This window comes from Amycolatopsis sp. NPDC102389, from assembly GCF_044765885.1.
Classification (GTDB): domain Bacteria; phylum Actinomycetota; class Actinomycetes; order Mycobacteriales; family Pseudonocardiaceae; genus Amycolatopsis.
The window spans coordinates 103548-121398 of record NZ_JBIWKX010000019.1 but is presented as its reverse complement, the minus strand read 5'-3'; the positions used below and the strand labels follow the sequence as shown (position 1 = coordinate 121398).

Genomic DNA, 17851 nt, shown 5'->3' with positions numbered 1-17851 from the left:
GCTTGTGCTGTTTTTTTTTTTATTCCGCCGTTGGGGGGGGGGGGGGGGGGGGTGGGGTTGGGGTCCCCCCCCCCCCCCCCCCCCCCCCCACCCCACGGAAAACCGGGCATGTGAGCATCAAACGGGCATGCGGACGCCAGCAACGGTCCCGTGTGGACACTGAAGCCCCGGGATCAGCCCTACGCTCTCCGGACTTTGCCGGGCCCCGGCACGCCCGTAAGTACATGAAGGCCCCCTTCCTTGCGCCAGGCGCAAGGAAGGGGGCCTTCATGTACTTTCAGCGACCTAGGCGGAAGCGGCCTTCACGGCGGCCTCGATCTCGCCGAACGAAGGGTTCACCATCGCCGTCGAGCCCACGAAGACCGTCGGCACGACCTCGTTCCCGTCCGCCACCGAACGCACACGCGCGGCGGCGTCCGGGTCCTCCCAGATGTTGACCTTCTTCACCTTGAAGCCGCTCTTCGACAGCGGCCGCTCCAGCGCGGCGCAGAACCCGCATCCGGGGCGCCAGTAGAACTCGACCTCGACGTCACTCATTCGCCGTCCTCCGACCTCAGGTAGTCCAACTGCGCCTGCACGCTCCATTCGGCGGGCGCCCACAAAGCCTTGTCGACGTCGGCGTAGACGACCTCGACCACCTGGCGCGGGGTGGCGTCCGCACCGAGTGTCTCCAATGCCGAACGCACCTGGTCGAGCCGTTCTTCCCGGTGTGCCAGGTATTCGCGCGCGGTCGCGGCCAGGTCGGGCAGTTCCGGGCCGTGTCCCGGCAGGCCGACGGTGCCGCCGGGCAGCTCGATGAGCTTCCGCAGCGAGCGAAGGTAGTCGCCGAGGTCGTGCAGCACGGTGGTGCCACGGCCGAGGATGGTGTCACCGGTCAGGATCTGGCCGTCGGACACCAGGCAGATCGAGTCACCGGTGTGCCCCGGCGTGTGCAGCACCGACAGCCGGACACCGCCGGCCTCGATCACCTCACCGTCCACAAGGGACTTCCCGCCGACGCAGAGTGACTCGTCGAAGGCCCGCACCGGAGCGCCGACGCGCTCGGCGAACCAGGGCGCGCCCTCGGCGTGGTCGGGGTGGTGGTGGGTCAGCACGATCAGCTCGACGGCGCCGGTCTCCGCCAGCAGCGTCAAGTGCTCGATGTCCTCATGACCGGGGTCGACGACCACGGAACCGGCCGCGCCGGGACCGCGCAGCACCCAGGAGTTGGTGCCCTCCAACGTCATCGAGGACGGATTGTGCTCCAGCAGCGCGGAAGCCGTCGGCGTGACCTGGCGCAGCACGCCGTACGCGGGGGCGCTCACGCCGGGTCCAGGATGACGCGGATCTTGTCGCCGTCGCGCACCAGCGTCGGCATGATCTTGGAGATCTGGCGCTCGGCTGCCTGTGCCGCGGCCGCCGAGCCGAACTCGCCCAGTTCCGCGAGCGTCATCCAGGTCGGTGGCATGAGCATCCGGCGCCCTTCCTTGGCATCGGCGATGGCCTCCTCGGGCCGCTGCCAGCCGGAGCTGACGGCCTCGGAGGTGGCGCTGTCCGCCTGCTGCCCCTCGGGCAGCACGGCGACGAAGAAGCAGGTGTCGTACCGGCGCGGTTCCTGCGGCGGAGTGACCCAGTTCGCCCACGGGCGCAAGAGATCCGCGCGCAGCGTCAGGCCGTTCGCTTCGAGGAACGCGGCGAGCGAGAGTTCGCGGGAGACCAGCTTTTCGCGGGCGTCGTGGTAGGGCGAAGTGTCGGTGACGACGGTGTCCCCGGTGCTCGCGAGCAGCACGCCCGACTCCTCGAACGTCTCCCGCACGGCCGCGCACACCAGGGCGCGGGCCAGCGATTCGTCGCAGCCGAAGCGTTCCGCCCACCAGGCGGGCTCCGGACCGGCCCAGCTCACCGAGGCGTCGACATCGCGGGAATCCACGCCACCGCCGGGGAAGACGGTCATCCCGCCCGCGAACGGCATGCCCTTCACCCGGTGCTGCAGGAAGACCTCGACGCCGTCGGCGCCGTCGCGGAGGAGGATCACGGTCGCCGCGTCCTTGGGCGTCACCGGCTCGCCGCCGGCGTTGGCGCGGGTGCCCACCCCGGCCCCCACCGGGATGTCGAATGTCAGTTCTTCAGCCACCCTCGCAACCTAACATCGCGTTTCGTCCTCTGGATGCGATCGTTGCGCGTGCAACTACCGCATTCAGAGGACGAAACGCGTAGAACTCGTCAGGACCAGCTAGAGCCGCTGCTGCGCGAAGCACCGTTCAGCCGGATCTTCGCCGCTTCGGCACGCTCCCGTTCGGCGAGCTCGGCGTGCAGCTCGCGCAGGAGCGCGCGGTCGCGCTCGCTCAGGCTGGGGTCGTCGAGGTCGAGAGCGGGCAGCTCGACGACCTCGTGCATGCTCGGCTTCCCCGTGGCGATCTCGCGGCCCTTTTCGGGGTCCTCCTTGAGCGCCTGGCGCAGCTGAGCGACCTCGGCCGGGGTCAGGTCGGCCGTGCGCTCGGCGCGGGTCTCCGCCCGCGACTTGCGCGGCGGCGCCGACTCCGAAGAAGACACAGTCGACGCTGCCGGACTCGACGCCGTCGCCGGTGCCTGCACGATCGGCACCACCGGAGCGATCGGCTCGACCGGTTCGTGCGTGCTGCTGCTGACCGGCCGCAGCCCGTGCCTGCTCGGCTGCTCCTTGACCGGCTCGGGAGCCGGGGCGGGAGCGGGCGGCGGAGTCACCGGCTCGGACCGAAAGTCACTGGAGTGGGTACTCCCGGTGACCCAGACAGGACTCGCGGCCGACGACGCGGCCTGGTGGTACGCGGACCGCGCGACGCCGGGACCCGCGACCTCGACGACCGAGCGGATACCCGCGCGGCGAAGCGCGGTGTCCACGCGGAACGCGACCGCAGGCGGGTTGCCCTCCGGGCCGATCTCGACCAGGACCACCCGCTGCGGCAGCGCGCCGGGCACGCTGCCCGCCGGCGTGTTCCGCCACACCGCGTGCACCGACCGGACGTCCGGCAGCACCTGCAGGGTGCGGTCGAGCGCCTCGGCGAGGCCGAATTCGGGCTGGTTCTCGCCGGTGAACCGGTGGGTGAGCACCGGCTCGTCCTCCTCGACGACCAGCAGGTCGTTCGCCAGGGTGGCGTCGGACCGGCTCATCTCGAGGACGAGGGCGAGTTCACGTTGTTCGGACGAGCTCACCGGGATCTTCCCCGCGATCAGGGTGCCGGTGGTGAGCTCCACCGCTTCGTCGATGTGCGCACGCGCGATCAGCTCACGCGCTTCGGTCAAAGCACTGTCGTCGATCCGACCCGCCAGGGCCAGTAACAGGTTGTGCAGGCGCAGGGGCACCGAGAACCCGTCCATGGGCGGGCCGTCGTGGACCTCCACCATTGCTCTGCTCCCTCCCGGCTCGCCTGGTGGAGCGAGCGTTAAGCGGCGACCAGCCGACTTCCGGTGTCCACCGCGCCCACACAGACCAGCTCGGAGTTGGCGAGCGCGGTGCGGTGATAGCCGGTGAGGTCGATGCTCGGCGGCAGAACCTCGACGCCGGGCTCCTCGTCACCCAGCACGCGCAGGACGCGCTGCAGTTCGCCGGTCAGCCTGGGCAGCCCGTTCAGCGCCGTGACCAGGAGGACTCGTTTCGCCCCACCCTCGCCGACCACACCGAGGTGTCGCCAGCTTTGCCGCACTTCACCCACATCCGGCCGTCCCCGCAACGTCGCGTGGATCAATACGGACACAGAGTCGACGGAGTTCACCCATTCGGGCGCACTCTGCGTGAATGTGTACCTGGTCTCGGTGACGTCGTCTACCCCCAGGGTGGAACTCACCTGATGCCAGTCGGCTCCGTGAGGAATGAGCCCGGCGACTAGCAGGCGATACTCGGTTTGGTCCAGGTCGATCCTGTGCTTAAGCAAAGACCTGGGCAGGGTCCGCGCGAGGGTGCCCATCGCGCCTTCGCCCAGCCAGTCACGGAACCGCCACAGGAGCTGGTCCGGCAGCCGTCCGGCCAGCCGGAGCAGGAGCTCGTGCGAGGACTTCTCGATGTCCGGGTCCATCACTTCACCTCCACGATCAGTTCGATCTCGACCGGCGCCCCGATGGGCAGCTCCGCGACGCCGACGGCCGAACGGGCGTGGATGCCCGCCTCGCCGAAGATCTCGCCCAGCAGCTCGGACGCCCCGTTGATCACCGCGGGCTGGCCGGTGAAGCCCTCCGCCGACGCCACGAACCCGACGACCTTGACCACCCGCACGACGTTGTCGATGCCGGCGACCGAGTCGACCGCGGCGAGGGCGTTGAGGATCGACGTCCGCGCGTACTGCTTCGCCTCTTCGGGGCTGACCTCGGCGCCGACCTTGCCGGTCGCTTCGAGCTCACCCTTGACGAAGGGCAGCTGCCCGGCCGTGTAGACGTGCGAACCGGTGCGCACGGCGGGCACGTAGGCCGCCAGCGGGGCGGCGACGCCGGGCAGTTCGATACCGAGCTCGGCGAGTCGATCGCTCCAGGTCATGGCTTCAATCCCTCAGTTCTTGGCTCGTTTGAGGTAGGCGACGTGCTGTTCGCCGGTCGGGTTCGGGAGCACGGTGACGAGCTCCCAGCCGTCCTCGCCCCACTGGTCGAGGATCTGCTTGGTGGCGTGGATCAACAGGGGGACGGTCGCGTACTCCCACTTGGTGGCGCTCATGCCCGGGAGCGTAGCCAAACCGGCAAGGGCGCCCGACACACATGCGGAAAACCCTCTCGCGACCGGTTCGCCGATTTCCCGTCGATGTGCTTCACTTCACACCTACTCGGGAGTAGATAGGACGCCGACATGCGGACAACGAAGTCCCTCGCCGCCGCTTTCCTGGCCGCGGCCCTTGCCCTGATCTGCGCTTCACCCGCGAACGCCGACGAGGAACTTCCCGTCCCGTGGACACTCGCCGCGGCGCTGCCCGCGCAAGCGGCGAACCCCGGCGGCCCGCCTCCCGGCGCGAACGACTTCGACTGCCGTCCGAGCGCGGCCCATCCGAATCCGGTGGTGCTCACCCACGGCCTCAGCGCGAACCAGACGGTGAACTGGCAGACGTACAGCCCGCTTCTCAAGAACAAGGGGTACTGCGTCTTCTCGCTCACCTACGGCGTCCCCGGGAAACCGCTGCCGATCTACCAGCCCGGCGGACTGCTGCCGATGGAGCAGAGCGCGAAGGAACTCTCGGCGTTCGTCGACAAGGTGCTCGGCGCGACCGGCGCGTCCAAGGTGGACATCCTCGGGCATTCCGAGGGAACGCTGATGCCTTCCTACTATGTGAAGTTCCTCGGCGGAGCGTCCAAAGTGGACAAGTACGTCAGCCTGACCCCGCTCTGGAACGGCACGACCTTGTTCGGCGCCTCGCAGCTGTACGCGCTCGCCGGCGCGCTGGGACTCGCGGCCGGGTTCAACGGCGTCCTCGACCCGCTGTGCGGCTCGTGCCGACAGTTCCTGCGCGGCTCGGAATTCCTCACGAACCTGCGGTCGGGCAACGGCGTCTTCCAGCCGGGCGTGACCTACACGAACATCATGACCCGCTACGACGAGGCCGTCGTCCCGTACACGAGCGGGATGGGCACGGGCTCGAACGTGAAGAACATCGTGCTGCAGGACGGCTGCCTGCTGGACCTGGCCGAGCACGCCGGTGTCGCCGCCGATCGCAACGCCGCCGGGCACGTCCTCAACGCACTGGACCCGGCGCACGCGAAGCCGGTCCCCTGCGTGCCCGCCACTCCCGTCGGGAGCTGAAGGACGCCATACCCGCATGAGACGTGGTGAAAGCTCCCTTCACCACGTCTCATGCGGGGAAAGTCCCCTTCAGCCCCCACTAGGCTGGGCCGGTGGAGACCTGGCGCGTGATCGCGACCGTCCTGCTCGCCGCGGCCGGGCTGCCGATGGTGCTGGTGCTGATGGCGAAGGCACGGGACCGCACGGACAGCTCGGCGACGGTCGCGGTCACCGGCGCGGTGGCCTTCGTCGTCCTCCTGCTGCTCGGTGTGGTGATGCTCACGGTGTTGTCCGGCGTCCTGACCTGGTGCGTCGTGGGACTGGTCGCGGCCGCGCTCGGCGTCATGATGCTGGCGAGCTGATCGCTCAATTAGGGTGGGACCGGTGAGCACACCCCTTGCCGGCTGGACCGACGAACTCGCGAGAGCCAGGCTGCATTTCGTCACCGGTAAGGGCGGGACGGGCAAGACCACGCTCGCCGCCTCGCTGGGCCTCGCGCTCGCCAAGGGCGGACGCCGAGTGCTGCTGATCGAGGTCGAAGGCCGCCAGGGCATCGCCCAGCTCTTCGACACCGAGCCGCTCCCGTACGCCGAGCAGCGCATCGCGGCCGTCCCCGGCGGTGGCGAGCTGCGCGCGCTGCACATCGACGTCGAGGCCGCGCTGCTCGAGTACTTCGAAATGTTCTACAACCTCGGCTTCGCGGGGCGGACGCTGCGGCGGATGGGCGCGATCGAGTTCGCGACCACGCTCGCGCCGGGTCTGCGCGACGTCCTGCTCACCGGGAAGATCAAGGAATGCGTCGGCCGCACCGAATCGGACGGCCGCCACACCTACGACGCCGTCGTCGTCGACTCGCCGCCCACCGGCCGGGTCGTGAAGTTCCTCGACGTCACCAAGGCACTGACCGACCTCGCCAAGACCGGCCCGATCCGCGGCCAGGCCGACGGCGTCGTACGGCTGCTGCACTCCGGTGAGACGGCCGTCCACCTGGTGACGCTGCTGGAAGAGATGCCGGTGCGGGAGACCGTCGAAGCGGTCGCCGAACTCGACGGCGCCGACCTGCGCCCCGGCGCCGTGCTGGTCAACCGGGTCCGCCCGCCGCGGCTGCCCGCCCGTTCGGTGACCGCCGCCGCGGACGGCCGTGTCGACGCCTCGCGCGTCCGCGCCGGGCTCGCGTCGGCCGGGCTGAACCTGCCCGACAGCACCCTCGACGCGCTGGTCGAAGAGACCGTCGAGCACGCCGTGCGGGTCGCGGCCGAGCAGCGTGCCCGCGAGCAACTGTCCGAAGCGGACTTGCCGGGCCTCGAACTGCCGGATCTGACCGACGGGGTCGACGTCGCGGCGCTCTACGACCTCGCCGAAGCGCTGACCGAGCAGGGGGTGCGCTGATGTCGGACGTCTTGGAGGTCGACAAGCTGATCGACGATCCGGAGAGCCGGGTCATCGTGTGCTGCGGTTCCGGCGGTGTCGGCAAGACGACCACCGCGGCGGCGCTGGCGTTGCGCGCGGCCGAACGCGGACGGCAGACGGTGGTGCTCACCATCGACCCGGCCCGGCGGCTGGCGCAGGCGCTCGGCCTGCGCGAACTGGGCAATCACCCGAAGCAGGTGCAGGTCGAAGGCTTCGAGCCCAAGGGCGAGCTCTGGGCGATGATGCTCGACATGCGCCGCACCTTCGACGACATGGTGCGCGTGCACGCCGGCCCGGAACGCGCCGAACAGCTGCTGCAGAACCCCTTCTACCAGACCATTTCCACGTCGTTCTCCGGCACACAGGAGTACATGGCGATGGAGAAGCTGGGGCAGCTCGCGGCCACCGACGAATGGGATCTGATCATCGTCGACACGCCGCCGAGCCGGTCGGCGCTGGACTTCCTCGACGCGCCGACGCGGCTTTCCAGCGCGCTCGACGGCCGCATGATCCGGCTGCTCACCGGGCCCGCGAAGGCCGGCGGCTGGGGTCTGCGCAAGGTCGTCAACGCGGGGTTCTCGATGTTCGCGAAGGCCGTGTCGACGATCATCGGCGGCCAGCTGCTGACCGACGCTTCGGCGTTCATGCAGGCCTTCGACAGTATGTTCGGCGGATTCCGCGAACGTGCGCGCAAGACCTCCGAGCTGCTGCGGTCCGGCGGGACGTCGTTCCTGGTGGTGGCCGCGCCGGAGCCGGACGCGCTGCGCGAGGCGTCCTACTTCGTGGAGCGGCTTTCGGAGGAGAGCATGCCGCTGGCGGGGCTGGTCGCGAACCGGACGCATCCGGTGCTCGCCCCGCTGTCCAGCGCCGAAGCCGTCGCGGCCGCCGAGCAGCTCGCGAAGGGTGAAGCTAGCGCTCCGCTGGCCGAAGCCGTCCTCCGCCTGCACGCGGACCGCGTCGCGCTGGCCGATCGAGAGACGCGGCTGCTCGCCAGGTTCACGCGGGCGCATCCCGAGGTCCCGCTGGTGCGGGTACCCGCGCTCCCCAGTGACGTGCACGATCTCGAAGGCCTGCGCGACATCGGCACGCGTCTGGCCACCCCGTCCTGAGCCCCTGGATTTCCGCGAAGGACCCCTTCCCTACCTTGGACTCAGGGAAGGGGCCTTTCGCGTGAACCATGATCACGAGACTCGGACGCGTACGTCTTCCTCTTCGTCGATCCCGGTGAAACGGCGCTTCGCCGCTTCAAGCAGGTCCGCCCAGCTGGAAACGTCCGGCCGCCGCCGCAGCAGCGCCCGCCGTTCCCGTTCGGTCATACCTCCCCAGATGCCGAAGTTGATCCGGCCATCGAGCGCCTCGGCGAGGCATTCCGTCCTGACCGGGCAACCGAGGCAGACCGCCTTGGCCCGGTTCTGTTCCGCCCCCCGGACGAACAAGCCGTCCGGATCGGTGTCGCGGCACGACGCATTGACTCGCCAGCTCGACTGGTTGGTTTCCATACCCCCAGCTCCCTACCCTGGTGTTCGACACACCACGGGAGGACGAAAAGCCTGCGCTCCTGCCCCCATGAGCGTGTCTCCCTGTGTGCTCACGTCGGTTGAGCCGACACCTCCCCGGTGCCGGTGCCTCCGTTCGGTCGAATGCGACTGCCGCTCGCACTCACCCGTCTGTCGGCTTTTTCATACGTGAGACGTTGACGGACTGTAGGGGCCCTCGGTTCCCCCCGCCAAGCCCTAGAATGCCTGCCGTTACCGGCCGTCACCTCATGGGGTCGATTTCGTAACCGAATCCACACTTACAGCGAGGTGACGTCACGGTGGGCTAACGGCATCCGCGTACCCTGGTCCGCGTGCGCAAAACGGACGGTCTGCTGAAGCTCATTGGCCTTTGTGTGCTCGCGGGGGTGCTGGTCGCGGGGATGTTGTTCCCGGTGGCGGGCGCCGCGGGGGTGCTGTCGAACCAGGCGAGCGAGACCGTCGACAAGACATCTTCGGATTTGGCGGACATCCCGCCGCCGTTGGTGACGACGATCACGGACAACACCGGCAAGCAGATCGCGACGCTGTACAAGCAGTTCCGCGTCCCGACGAACGAGACCCAGATCAACGACGCCATGAAGTGGGCGCTGATCTCGGTCGAGGACAAGCGCTTCTACGAGCACAACGGGGTGGACTGGAAGGGCACGCTGCGCGCGGCGGTCAGCAACAGCACCGGCGGGGACACGCAGGGCGCGTCGACGCTGACCCAGCAGTACGTCAAGAACTACCTGATCAACGTCGTCTACCGGGACGACAAGCCGGGCCAGAAGCGCGCACAGGAACAGTCGGTCGCCCGGAAGCTGAAGGAAGCCCGGATCGCGATCCAGCTGGAAACCAAGCTGAACAAGATGCAGATCCTGACCGGCTACCTGAACGTCGTCGAATTCTCGCGTGAGATCTACGGCGTCGGCGCGGCCGCGAACGCGTACTTCAACACGCCCGTCGAGAAGCTCACGGTGCCGCAGGCGGCGCTGCTGGCCGGCCTGGTGAACAACCCGGCCGTCAACGACCCGTGGAAGAGCCCGGCGAAGGCGACCGAACGCCGCAACCTGGTGCTGGACCGCATGGTCGACAACCAGAAGCTCGCGAAGGCGGACGCGGAACGCTTCAAGGCCGAGCCGCTCGGCGTCGTCGAAGGCGGTCCGCGGAAACCCGCGTCGAACTGCACCGGCGCCGGCCCGGAGAACGGCTTCTTCTGCCAGTACGTCGAGGACTATCTCCTCAAGAACGGCATGACGAAGGACGATCTCTACACCGGCGGCTACCAGATCAAGACCACTTTGGACGAACGGGCGAACCACGAAGCCAAGATGTCGGCCGAAGCCCAGGTCAAGAAGACCCAGGACAACGTCGCGAACACGCTTTCGCTGGTGAAGCCGGGCAAACAGCGACACGAAGTCGTGGCGCTGGCGGCGAACCGTGACTACGGGCTGCATGAAGATCAAGGGCAGACGACGTTCGCGTTGCCTTCCGGCGTGTACAACACCGGCGGCGCGGGCTCGGCGTACAAGGTCTTCACCGCCGCCGCGGCGCTGGAAGCGGGAGTGGCCGGGATCAACAGTCCCCTCCCGGTGCCCGATTTCTACACCTCCCACATCTTCGCCGGTGGTGGCAACAAATGCGCACCGACCGGACCGCCGTTGCGCTCCCGCTGGTACTGCCTCGGCAACGCGGGCGACTACAACCCGGCGGGCGGTGCCATGTCGATGCAGCAGGCACTGGCGACTTCGCCGAACACGGCGTTCGTGGCCCTCGAGGAGAAGGTCGGGAGCACAGGGCCGATCGTGGAGATGGCGCGCAAACTCGGCATGCGCGACACCATGGCCAGCAACCTCGGCGGTGGCGCCGTCGACCCGAAGTCCGACAATCCCGGCGCCAACACCAGCCAGCTGCAGGCCTTCGGCCCGAGGCCCGGCTGGCCCGGAAACGCGTCGTTCACCCTTGGCCCGGCCCCGCTGAGCGGCCTGGAATTGGCGAACGTCGGCGCCACGATCATGAGCGGCGGCGTCTGGTGCCCGCCGACTCCGCTGGCCGGTGTCACCGACCGGGACGGAAAACCGGTGGCTGTCAAGGAAGCCGCTTGCGAGCAGGTGGTGCCGGAAGGGCTCGCCAACACCCTCGCGGTCGGCATGAGCCGGGACAGCTCGCCCGGCGGCACGTCGTTCGGCGCCGCGAGCGGCGTCGGCTGGAACCGGCCAGTGATGGGCAAGACCGGGACGACGCAAAGCAACGGCTCGGGAACCTACCTCGGGGCCACCCCGCAGCTCGCGGGCGCGGCGATGGTGTTCCGTCCGAAGGGCGGAAACGGCGGCCTCTGCTACCTCGGCCCGGGCAACGTGACCACCCGCTGCGAAAACATGTTCGGCGGCAAGACGCCCGCGCAGACCTGGTTCGGGGCGATGTCGAAGATCCTCGAAGGCCAGGAACCGCTGCCGTTGCCTGCTCCGGACCCGAAGTACATGGGCAGCGGACGCTGATCGACAAGGGTGGCATTCACCAGCGCAAATCACAATGAGTCACGCCGTTCTAACTTTGCGTGACCGCTTGGCGGCCTAACGGGGAACAGTGGCCGACGAGATCATGTCGACCGATCGCGACACCCCGCGCCGACCACGGAAAGTGAAGAAAAGAGGCCATTCCAGCGATTTCCCGGCATCGCCGGAATGGGGGCGAACGATCACCACCCGAGAGCACGTAAACTGGACATTGTGAGCACGCTCAGTAACAAAGGTACTTCGGGGGCGACGGTGCGGCGCTTGGCCGTGGGAACCGCCGCCCTGGGAGCCGCGACCCTCGGTTACGCGATCGGTATCGAAAGGCGCCGGTGGACGCTACGCACCGCGGAGCTCCCGGTCCTCGCGGCAGGGGCGAAACCCTTCACGATCCTCCACATCTCGGATCTGCACATGTTGCCCGGTCACGTGAGCAAACAACGCTGGGTAGCGGCGCTCGACGAACTCGAGCCGGACCTCGTCGTCAACACCGGTGACAACCTGTCACATCATCAGGCCGTCCCGTCCGTGCTGCGCGCGCTCGGCCCCCTGCTCGACCGGCCCGGCGTGTTCATCTTCGGCAGCAACGACTACTACGCGCCGAAACCGAAGAACCCCGCGCGCTACCTCATGCCGAAAGGCAAGAAGAAGCGGATCCACGGCGAGCACCTGCCGTGGCGCGACCTCCGCGCGGCCTTCGTCGAACACGGCTGGCACGACCTCACCCACGTCCGGCGCACCATCGAGGTCGCCGACCAGTACGTGTTCACCGCCGGCGTCGACGACGCCCACCTCCGCCGCGACCGCTACGCCGACATCGCCGGCCCGGTGGACACGGCGGCCGCCGTCCGCATCGGCGTCACGCACTCCCCGGAGCCTCGCGTGCTCGACGAGTTCGCCGGCGACGGTTACGACCTCGTCCTCGCGGGCCACACCCACGGCGGGCAGCTCCGCATCCCGGGCTACGGCGCGCTCGTCACCAACTGCGAGCTGGACCGCACCCGCGCTCGCGGCGCGTCCCGCTGGGGCGCCCAGATGTGGCTTCACGTCTCCGCCGGGCTGGGCACCTCGCCGTACGCCCCCGCCCGCTTCGCGTGCCCGCCCGAGGCGAGCCTGCTGACCCTCGTCCCACGGGGTACGACCAGCGAGAACCACCGGAACGCAGCCCCCCGCAAAGCCCGAAACACCGTCCGCTAAACTTCTCCTCGACCCGCTAAGAAGTATCCGGGGTGTGGCGCAGCTTGGTAGCGTGCCTCGTTCGGGTCGAGGAGGTCGTGGGTTCGAATCCCGCCACCCCGACGTTGGATCGAAAGAGCCTTGTTCGCTTTTGCGAGCAAGGCTCTTTCGCGTTGCGGGCCCTGCCTTGGGGTTCGGTGTCCCCAATGTGGCATTGGGGACCCTCAGCGTCCCCAATGCCACATTGGGGACACAGCCGAGCCCCACCGACCAAGACGATCCCCAAGACACGCCCCCGGGCAGCCCCCGCCACTCCCAGGGGGGCGACCCCGGGTCCAGCGTATCGGCCGGGGGCGTCGGGACCGGGCGAAAGAGGGGGTGGCGGGGCTGGTTGTCCACAACGGCGGGTGGGTGTGGACAACTGAGGGCCACCGAAGCCCAAGGGTTCCCAATGCCTCATTCGAGACGCTGAGTGTCCCCGATGAGACATTGGGGACGCCAGAGAGCGAGGCCTCAGCGGGTGGCGAGGAGTTCGGTCCAGCACTGCGCGAAATCCCCATCGCCCGAGCGCGCCCACGACCAGGCCGAGCGGGCCGCCGAGGCGAGCTGGTCGCGGTCCGGGGTCGTCGCGGTTTCCAGCGCCGTCACCAAGCGCGCCTCCACGGAAGTCGCCAGCGCCCGATAAGTCGTGTCCGTGCGGTAGCGGATTTTCGTTCGTACGTCGGTGAAACCGGCGGCCGTGACCGCCGCGGGCAGTGAGCGTCCGGCGAACGGGTCGCCGCCAGCACGGCGCCACAGCAGATAGTGGCCACGGAGAGCGGCGTCGACGTTCGCCGTCTTCGGCCGCAGCCGCGCCCGGCTCCAGTCCGATGTGGACAGTGCGAGGGTACCGCCGGGTTTGAGGATCCGCCGGAACTCCGCCAGCGCGGCGCCCGGTTCCCTCAGATACTCGAAAACGGCGTGCGCGAAGACCACGTCCACCGAGTCCTCGGCGAAGGGCAGCGCGCACGCCTCCGCCACCAAAAAGTCCACTGTGGACTTTCTGTGTCCGCTCTCGATACCGAGGGTGATCGAACCCGGCCCGCAGCCGACGTCGACGCACCCCATCCCCGGCCCGAACAGCGGTTGCGCGAACACGGCCCGTTCGACCGCCTGACGCGCGGACCGCGCGTTTCCCTGCAGCACCCCGCACACAGTACGGCTCCGGAGTGGCAGGATCGAGGGGTGAGCACGCAGCCAGGCAATGAATATCCGTCCGCGGCGGTCCCGGACCGCCTGTTCGACGACGCCGAAGCCGAGACCAGGTGGCGGGCCCGCTTCCACGCGCCGCGTATCTCGGTCCCCGAGTGGGCCATCGACGCCCCCGATGCGAACGTCTACGTCTCCAACGCCAGCGGCGTCTGGGAGGTCTACTCCTGGGACCGGTCGACCGGCGAGCACCGCCGCGTCACCGACCGGCCCAACGGCACCATGCACGCGACCCCGTCCCCCGACGGCCGTTGGATCTGGTGGTTCAACGACACCGACGGCGACGAATTCGGCTCCTGGGTCCGCGAACCGTTCGCGCCGGGCGCCGCCGCCGAGCGCGCGGTGCCGTCCGTCCACGACGGCTACCCCGCCGGGCTCGAGATCGGCACCCGGGTGATCGCCGTCGGCGTCTCGACCGACGACGGAAGCGAACTCTTCGCCCATATCGACGGCGAGACCAGCAGTTTCTACAAGCACGAAGACGACGCCGGGATCGCCTCGCTGTCCCGCGACGAGGCGCTGCTCGCGATCTCCCACTCCGAGCACGGTGATTCACGACACCCCGCGCTGCGCGTCCTCTCGACCGACGGCTTCACGACGATCGCCGACAAATGGGACGGCGAGGGCAAGGGTCTCGGCGCGCTCGAGTATTCGCCGGTCGCCGGTGATCAGCGGTTGCTGGTGCTGCACGAGCGGCGCGGTCGCGAAGAACTCCTGATCTGGGACACCGCCGCGGACACCGAGCAGGAGATCGAACTGGATCTGCCCGGCGAAGTGGTCGCGGGCTGGTACCCCGACGCGCAGGCACTGCTGGTCGTCCACTTCCACCAGGGCCGTAGTTCCCTGCACCGGTACGACCTCTCGACCGGGGAGCTGTCCTCTTTGGACACTCCGCCCGGCCGGATCGGCGGCGCGGGAGTGCGGCCCGACGGCACCGTCGAGTACTCGTGGTCCAGCGCCGCACAGCCGACGGCGGTACGCGCACGGACCGCGGACGGCGAAGACTCCGTGCTCCTCGAACCGCCGGGCGAGCGCGCTCCGGAGTCCGCACCGGTCACCGACGCGTTCGTCGACGGGATCGGCGGGCAGATCCACGCACTGGTCTCGCGTCCGGCCGACGCGCCCGAAGGTCCGCTTCCGACGGTCTTCTCCTTGCACGGTGGGCCGCACTCGGCCGACGAAGACCGCTTCTCCGCGTACCGCGCCGTCTGGCTCGACGCCGGATTCGCCGTCGTCGAGGTCAACTACCGCGGTTCGACGGGTTACGGCTCGGCCTGGCGCGACGCCATCGAAGGCCGTCCAGGCCTGACCGAGCTCGAAGACGTCGCCGCCGTGCACGACTGGGCTGTCCAAAGTGGACTGGCTGATCCGGCCAAATGTGTGGTGAACGGCGCTTCGTGGGGTGGCTACCTGAGTCTGCTGGCGCTGGGCACCCAGCCCGCGCGCTGGGCGGCGGGGATCGCCGGGGTGCCGGTGGCGGATTACGTCGCCGCGTACGAGGACGAGATGGAGCAGCTCCGGTCGTTCGACCGGGCGCTGTTCGGCGGTTCGCCGGAGACGGTGCCGGCGGTGTACCGGGAATGCTCGCCGATCACCTACGTCGAGGCGGTGACGGCGCCGGTGCTGGTGCTCGCCGGGGACAACGATCCGCGCTGCCCGATCCGGCAGGTCGAGAACTACCTCGACAGGCTCGCGAAGCGGGAGATCCCGTTCGAGTTCTACCGGTTCGACGCGGGCCACGGGTCGCTGGTGATCGCCGAGACGATCAAGCAGACCGCGATCGAGGTGTTCTTCGCGCTGCGGGCCGTCGGGCTTCGCTGACCCCGGCGAGCGGTCAGCGCTCGGAGAAGAGAGTCCCGCCGGACGCCCAGTGTTCGGCGGGAATCTCGTTGATGGTCACCCAGACGCCTTCGGGATTGCCGCCGCAGGTGCGGACGAAGGCGTCGGTCACCTCGCGTACGAGGGCCTGCTTCTGTTCGGCCGTGCGGCCGGGGAACATCGAAACACTGATCATCGGCATGGGCGGAACTCCAGTGTTCTGCGTCGGGAATACGGTGCGTATCTCGGTGGATCCAGGTTTCGGTCGGCAAGGCGCCGGTTCGTCCTCGTACCGGGTTGTACTCGGGCGGACCGGCAACGCGGCCGACGGGAAGCTGGGCCGCCGAGATGCGTGCCGGATTCCCGGCGCTGGACACTAAAGCCCGCGGTCGTGCTTCCGCAGACGGTCGACGGCGTAGGCGTCACCCTCGAAGGTGATCCGGGCGGCGTCGCGGCCGAAGACGAACAGCAGCAGCTCGATCGGCGCGCCGATCACGGTCACCGTGTCCGGGCCTTCCTTCACGCGCGCTTCGCGGCCTTCGGGGGTCTTCAAGATCACGCCGACCGGTGATTTCCGCAGGTTCAGCTTGGAGGCCTGCTTCGCCGACTTCCACGCCGCCGCGTCCCGCGAGGGTTCGGCCGGACGCGGTTCCCAGCCGGGCTGCCCTCGGCGGACGTCCTCGTGGTGGATCAGGAACTCCGCGCTGTTCGCCAGCTCGTCGAGCGCGGCGATCGACGTCGGCCAGTACCAGGCGGGGCCGGACCGGACCTTGCCGACGACCTCGGGCCACGGCTGGGCGGCGTAGGAGTCCTGCACCCGCTGCGTGTACGAAGCGAGCGCGGGCACCAGGATGCCGGGCGCCGCGTCGGGCCGCCGCTCGCGGACCAGCAGATGCGCCGCGAGATCCCGCGTCTTCCAGCCCGTGCACAGGGTCGGCGCGTCCGGGCCGACCTCTTCGAAAAGCTCGCTCAACGCACGACGTTCGTCTCCGGCGACTCCCATACCCCCCGACGTTACGCGCCGGTAGGGCCCGGGGAAATCCGGCGTGACGCAGGGCACCCGGCTCAGTGATGGAACGCGGTCCGCGGTCGCGGGCCGTGATCGAGCTCGGGTAGCAGGCGCCGGAGGTCGGCGAGCAGCAGATCGGCGAGATCGTGCGTGAAACCGTTGCGCACCACGATCCTCAGCACCGCGAGGTCGGTCCGGTTCTCGGGGAACGTGTACGCCGGGACGAGCCAGCCCCGCTCGCGAAGCCGCCGTGACACGTCGAAGACGTCGAAGCCCTCGACGTCCGGCTTCGTCGTGAAGGCGAACACGGGAAGCTGATCGCCTCGCGTCAGCAATTCGAACGGGCCCAGCTCGGCGATCCCGTCCGCCAGCTGGGTCGCGACGTCACGCGAAGCCTGTTGCACGGCACGGAAACCTTCGCGGCCGAGCCGGACGAACGTGTAGTACTGCGCGGCCACCTCCGCGCCGGGACGCGAGAAGTTCAGCGCGAAAGTCGGCATGTCGCCACCGAGGTAGTTGACGTTGAAGACGAGCTCCTCCGGCAGCGCCTCCTTGTCGCGCCACAGCACCCAGCCGACGCCGGGGTAGACCAGCCCGTACTTGTGCCCGGAGGTGTTGATCGACGCCACCCTCGGCAGGCGGAAGTCCCAGCTCAGCTCGGGATCGAGGAAGGGCGCGATCATCGCGCCCGAAGCGCCGTCGACGTGCACCGGGATGTCCCAGCCGGAGCGTTCCTTCAGCCCGTCGAGCGCGGCCGCGATCTCGGCGACGGGCTCGTAACTGCCGTCGAAAGTGGACCCGAGGATCGCGACGACGCCGATCGTGTTCTCGTCGCACCGGGCGATCGCCTCGTCTGCGGTGAGGTGGAAGCGGTCGCCGTCCATCGGCACCAGCCGCGGTTCGACCTCCCAGTATTCGCAGAACTTCTCCCAGCAGACCTGGACGTTCGCGCCCATCACCAGATTCGGCTTCCCGGTGCGGCCCAGTTTCGACCAGCGGCGTTTCAGCGCCATCCCGGCGAGCATGCAGGCTTCCGACGAACCGGTAGTGGAGCAGCCCATGATCGCGGTGGGATCGGGCGCGTGCCACAGATCGGCGAGGATGTTCACGCAGCGCCGCTCGAGCTCCGCGGTCTGCGGGTACTCGTCCTTGTCGATCATGTTCTTGTCGACGCATTCGGCCATCAGCTCGCGGGCCTGCGGCTCCATCCACGTGGTGACGAACGTGGCGAGATTCAGCCGGGCGTTGCCGTCGAGCATCAGCTCGTCGCGCACCAGCTGGAGCGCGGTATCGGGCGGGAGCGGGTCTTCGCCGAGACTGTCGTGCGGGAGGCGGATGTTCGCGGCGAGCGCGGGGTACGCGCCGGCGTACAGCGGGTTGGCCCCGTTCTCACGGCTCGGATCGGGGGCGGTTCCCTTGTGCAGCACCATGAGTCGAACGGTAGCGG

General features: G+C 68.9%; 19 protein-coding genes and 1 tRNA gene. 8 read left to right on the top strand and 12 right to left on the bottom strand.

Annotated elements, in window-relative coordinates:
- Nucleotides 1–285 precede the first annotated feature (285 nt).
- The 7 genes from ACIRGA_RS18785 to ACIRGA_RS18755 all read right to left on the bottom strand — a co-directional run bounded on the left by ACIRGA_RS18785 (nucleotide 286) and on the right by ACIRGA_RS18755 (nucleotide 4660).
- Complete coding sequence (locus ACIRGA_RS18785) at nucleotides 286–537, bottom strand: glutaredoxin family protein (RefSeq protein ID WP_400942600.1); 252 nt, start codon at nucleotides 535–537, stop codon at nucleotides 286–288.
- A complete protein-coding gene (locus ACIRGA_RS18780; RefSeq protein WP_400942598.1) occupies nucleotides 534–1304 on the bottom strand; it encodes an MBL fold metallo-hydrolase in 771 nt (256 codons plus the stop codon). Before ACIRGA_RS18780 ends, ACIRGA_RS18785 begins: the two co-directional genes overlap by 4 nt.
- Nucleotides 1301–2113, bottom strand: a complete 813-nt coding sequence (locus ACIRGA_RS18775) for an NUDIX hydrolase (protein ID WP_400942597.1) — start codon at nucleotides 2111–2113, stop codon at nucleotides 1301–1303. Before ACIRGA_RS18775 ends, ACIRGA_RS18780 begins: the two co-directional genes overlap by 4 nt.
- Before the next feature lie 89 nt (nucleotides 2114–2202).
- Complete coding sequence (locus ACIRGA_RS18770) at nucleotides 2203–3363, bottom strand: hypothetical protein (RefSeq protein WP_400942596.1); 1161 nt, start codon at nucleotides 3361–3363, stop codon at nucleotides 2203–2205.
- Nucleotides 3364–3401: 38 nt separating this feature from the next.
- The gene (locus tag ACIRGA_RS18765; protein ID WP_037318589.1) at nucleotides 3402–4031 is read right to left on the bottom strand and encodes a hypothetical protein; all 630 of its coding nucleotides are present in this window, start codon (nucleotides 4029–4031) and stop codon (nucleotides 3402–3404) included.
- Entirely contained in the window at nucleotides 4031–4486 is a 456-nt protein-coding gene (locus ACIRGA_RS18760) for a RidA family protein (RefSeq protein WP_007035072.1), read from the bottom strand. Before ACIRGA_RS18760 ends, ACIRGA_RS18765 begins: the two co-directional genes overlap by 1 nt.
- A 12-nt stretch (nucleotides 4487–4498) precedes the next feature.
- Entirely contained in the window at nucleotides 4499–4660 is a 162-nt protein-coding gene (locus tag ACIRGA_RS18755; protein ID WP_005166970.1) for a DUF4177 domain-containing protein, read from the bottom strand.
- A 129-nt stretch (nucleotides 4661–4789) separates the two neighbouring features.
- Here ACIRGA_RS18755 and ACIRGA_RS18750 point away from each other — a divergent pair, with 129 nt between their 5' ends.
- From ACIRGA_RS18750 to ACIRGA_RS18735, 4 genes are all read left to right on the top strand, one after another.
- A complete protein-coding gene (locus ACIRGA_RS18750; protein WP_400942594.1) occupies nucleotides 4790–5734 on the top strand; it encodes an esterase/lipase family protein in 945 nt (314 codons plus the stop codon).
- Nucleotides 5735–5826: 92 nt separating this feature from the next.
- Complete coding sequence (locus tag ACIRGA_RS18745; protein WP_400942593.1) at nucleotides 5827–6075, top strand: hypothetical protein; 249 nt, start codon at nucleotides 5827–5829, stop codon at nucleotides 6073–6075.
- A gap of 22 nt (nucleotides 6076–6097) precedes the next feature.
- Entirely contained in the window at nucleotides 6098–7102 is a 1005-nt protein-coding gene (locus ACIRGA_RS18740; RefSeq protein ID WP_005166973.1) for an ArsA-related P-loop ATPase, read from the top strand.
- Nucleotides 7102–8232, top strand: a complete 1131-nt coding sequence (locus ACIRGA_RS18735; RefSeq protein WP_400942591.1) for an ArsA family ATPase — start codon at nucleotides 7102–7104, stop codon at nucleotides 8230–8232. Before ACIRGA_RS18740 ends, ACIRGA_RS18735 begins: the two co-directional genes overlap by 1 nt.
- A 72-nt stretch (nucleotides 8233–8304) precedes the next feature.
- On the opposite strand, the gene ACIRGA_RS18730 is transcribed toward ACIRGA_RS18735, so the two are convergent.
- The gene (locus ACIRGA_RS18730) at nucleotides 8305–8622 is read right to left on the bottom strand and encodes a WhiB family transcriptional regulator (protein ID WP_037318605.1); all 318 of its coding nucleotides are present in this window, start codon (nucleotides 8620–8622) and stop codon (nucleotides 8305–8307) included.
- Nucleotides 8623–8972: 350 nt separating this feature from the next.
- Here ACIRGA_RS18730 and ACIRGA_RS18725 point away from each other — a divergent pair, with 350 nt between their 5' ends.
- The 3 genes from ACIRGA_RS18725 to ACIRGA_RS18715 all read left to right on the top strand — a co-directional run bounded on the left by ACIRGA_RS18725 (nucleotide 8973) and on the right by ACIRGA_RS18715 (nucleotide 12452).
- Entirely contained in the window at nucleotides 8973–11138 is a 2166-nt protein-coding gene (locus ACIRGA_RS18725; protein WP_400942590.1) for a transglycosylase domain-containing protein, read from the top strand.
- A gap of 270 nt (nucleotides 11139–11408) precedes the next feature.
- Nucleotides 11409–12350: a metallophosphoesterase gene (locus ACIRGA_RS18720; RefSeq protein ID WP_400942609.1), complete on the top strand. Its 942-nt coding sequence runs from the start codon at nucleotides 11409–11411 to the stop codon at nucleotides 12348–12350.
- 28 nt (nucleotides 12351–12378) lie between these two features.
- Nucleotides 12379–12452 (top strand) — tRNA-Pro (locus tag ACIRGA_RS18715).
- A 390-nt stretch (nucleotides 12453–12842) separates the two neighbouring features.
- Here ACIRGA_RS18715 and ACIRGA_RS18710 read toward each other — a convergent pair.
- A complete protein-coding gene (locus tag ACIRGA_RS18710) occupies nucleotides 12843–13523 on the bottom strand; it encodes a class I SAM-dependent methyltransferase (RefSeq protein ID WP_400942589.1) in 681 nt (226 codons plus the stop codon).
- 30 nt (nucleotides 13524–13553) lie between these two features.
- On the opposite strand from ACIRGA_RS18710, the gene ACIRGA_RS18705 reads away from it, so the two are divergent.
- Nucleotides 13554–15398 (top strand): prolyl oligopeptidase family serine peptidase, encoded by a 1845-nt coding sequence (locus ACIRGA_RS18705; RefSeq protein ID WP_400942588.1) that lies wholly within the window; start codon nucleotides 13554–13556, stop codon nucleotides 15396–15398.
- Nucleotides 15399–15411: 13 nt separating this feature from the next.
- Here ACIRGA_RS18705 and ACIRGA_RS18700 read toward each other — a convergent pair whose 3' ends face one another.
- From ACIRGA_RS18700 to ACIRGA_RS18690, 3 genes are all read right to left on the bottom strand, one after another.
- Nucleotides 15412–15597 carry a 2-hydroxymuconate tautomerase gene (locus tag ACIRGA_RS18700; RefSeq protein WP_016337898.1) on the bottom strand — a complete coding sequence of 62 codons (186 nt, stop codon included), beginning with the start codon at nucleotides 15595–15597 and terminating at the stop codon, nucleotides 15412–15414.
- Between the two features lie 174 nt (nucleotides 15598–15771).
- Nucleotides 15772–16398 carry a TIGR03085 family metal-binding protein gene (locus tag ACIRGA_RS18695; RefSeq protein ID WP_400942585.1) on the bottom strand — a complete coding sequence of 209 codons (627 nt, stop codon included), beginning with the start codon at nucleotides 16396–16398 and terminating at the stop codon, nucleotides 15772–15774.
- Between the two features lie 62 nt (nucleotides 16399–16460).
- Complete coding sequence (locus ACIRGA_RS18690; protein WP_400942584.1) at nucleotides 16461–17834, bottom strand: glutamate decarboxylase; 1374 nt, start codon at nucleotides 17832–17834, stop codon at nucleotides 16461–16463.
- Nucleotides 17835–17851 lie beyond the last annotated feature (17 nt).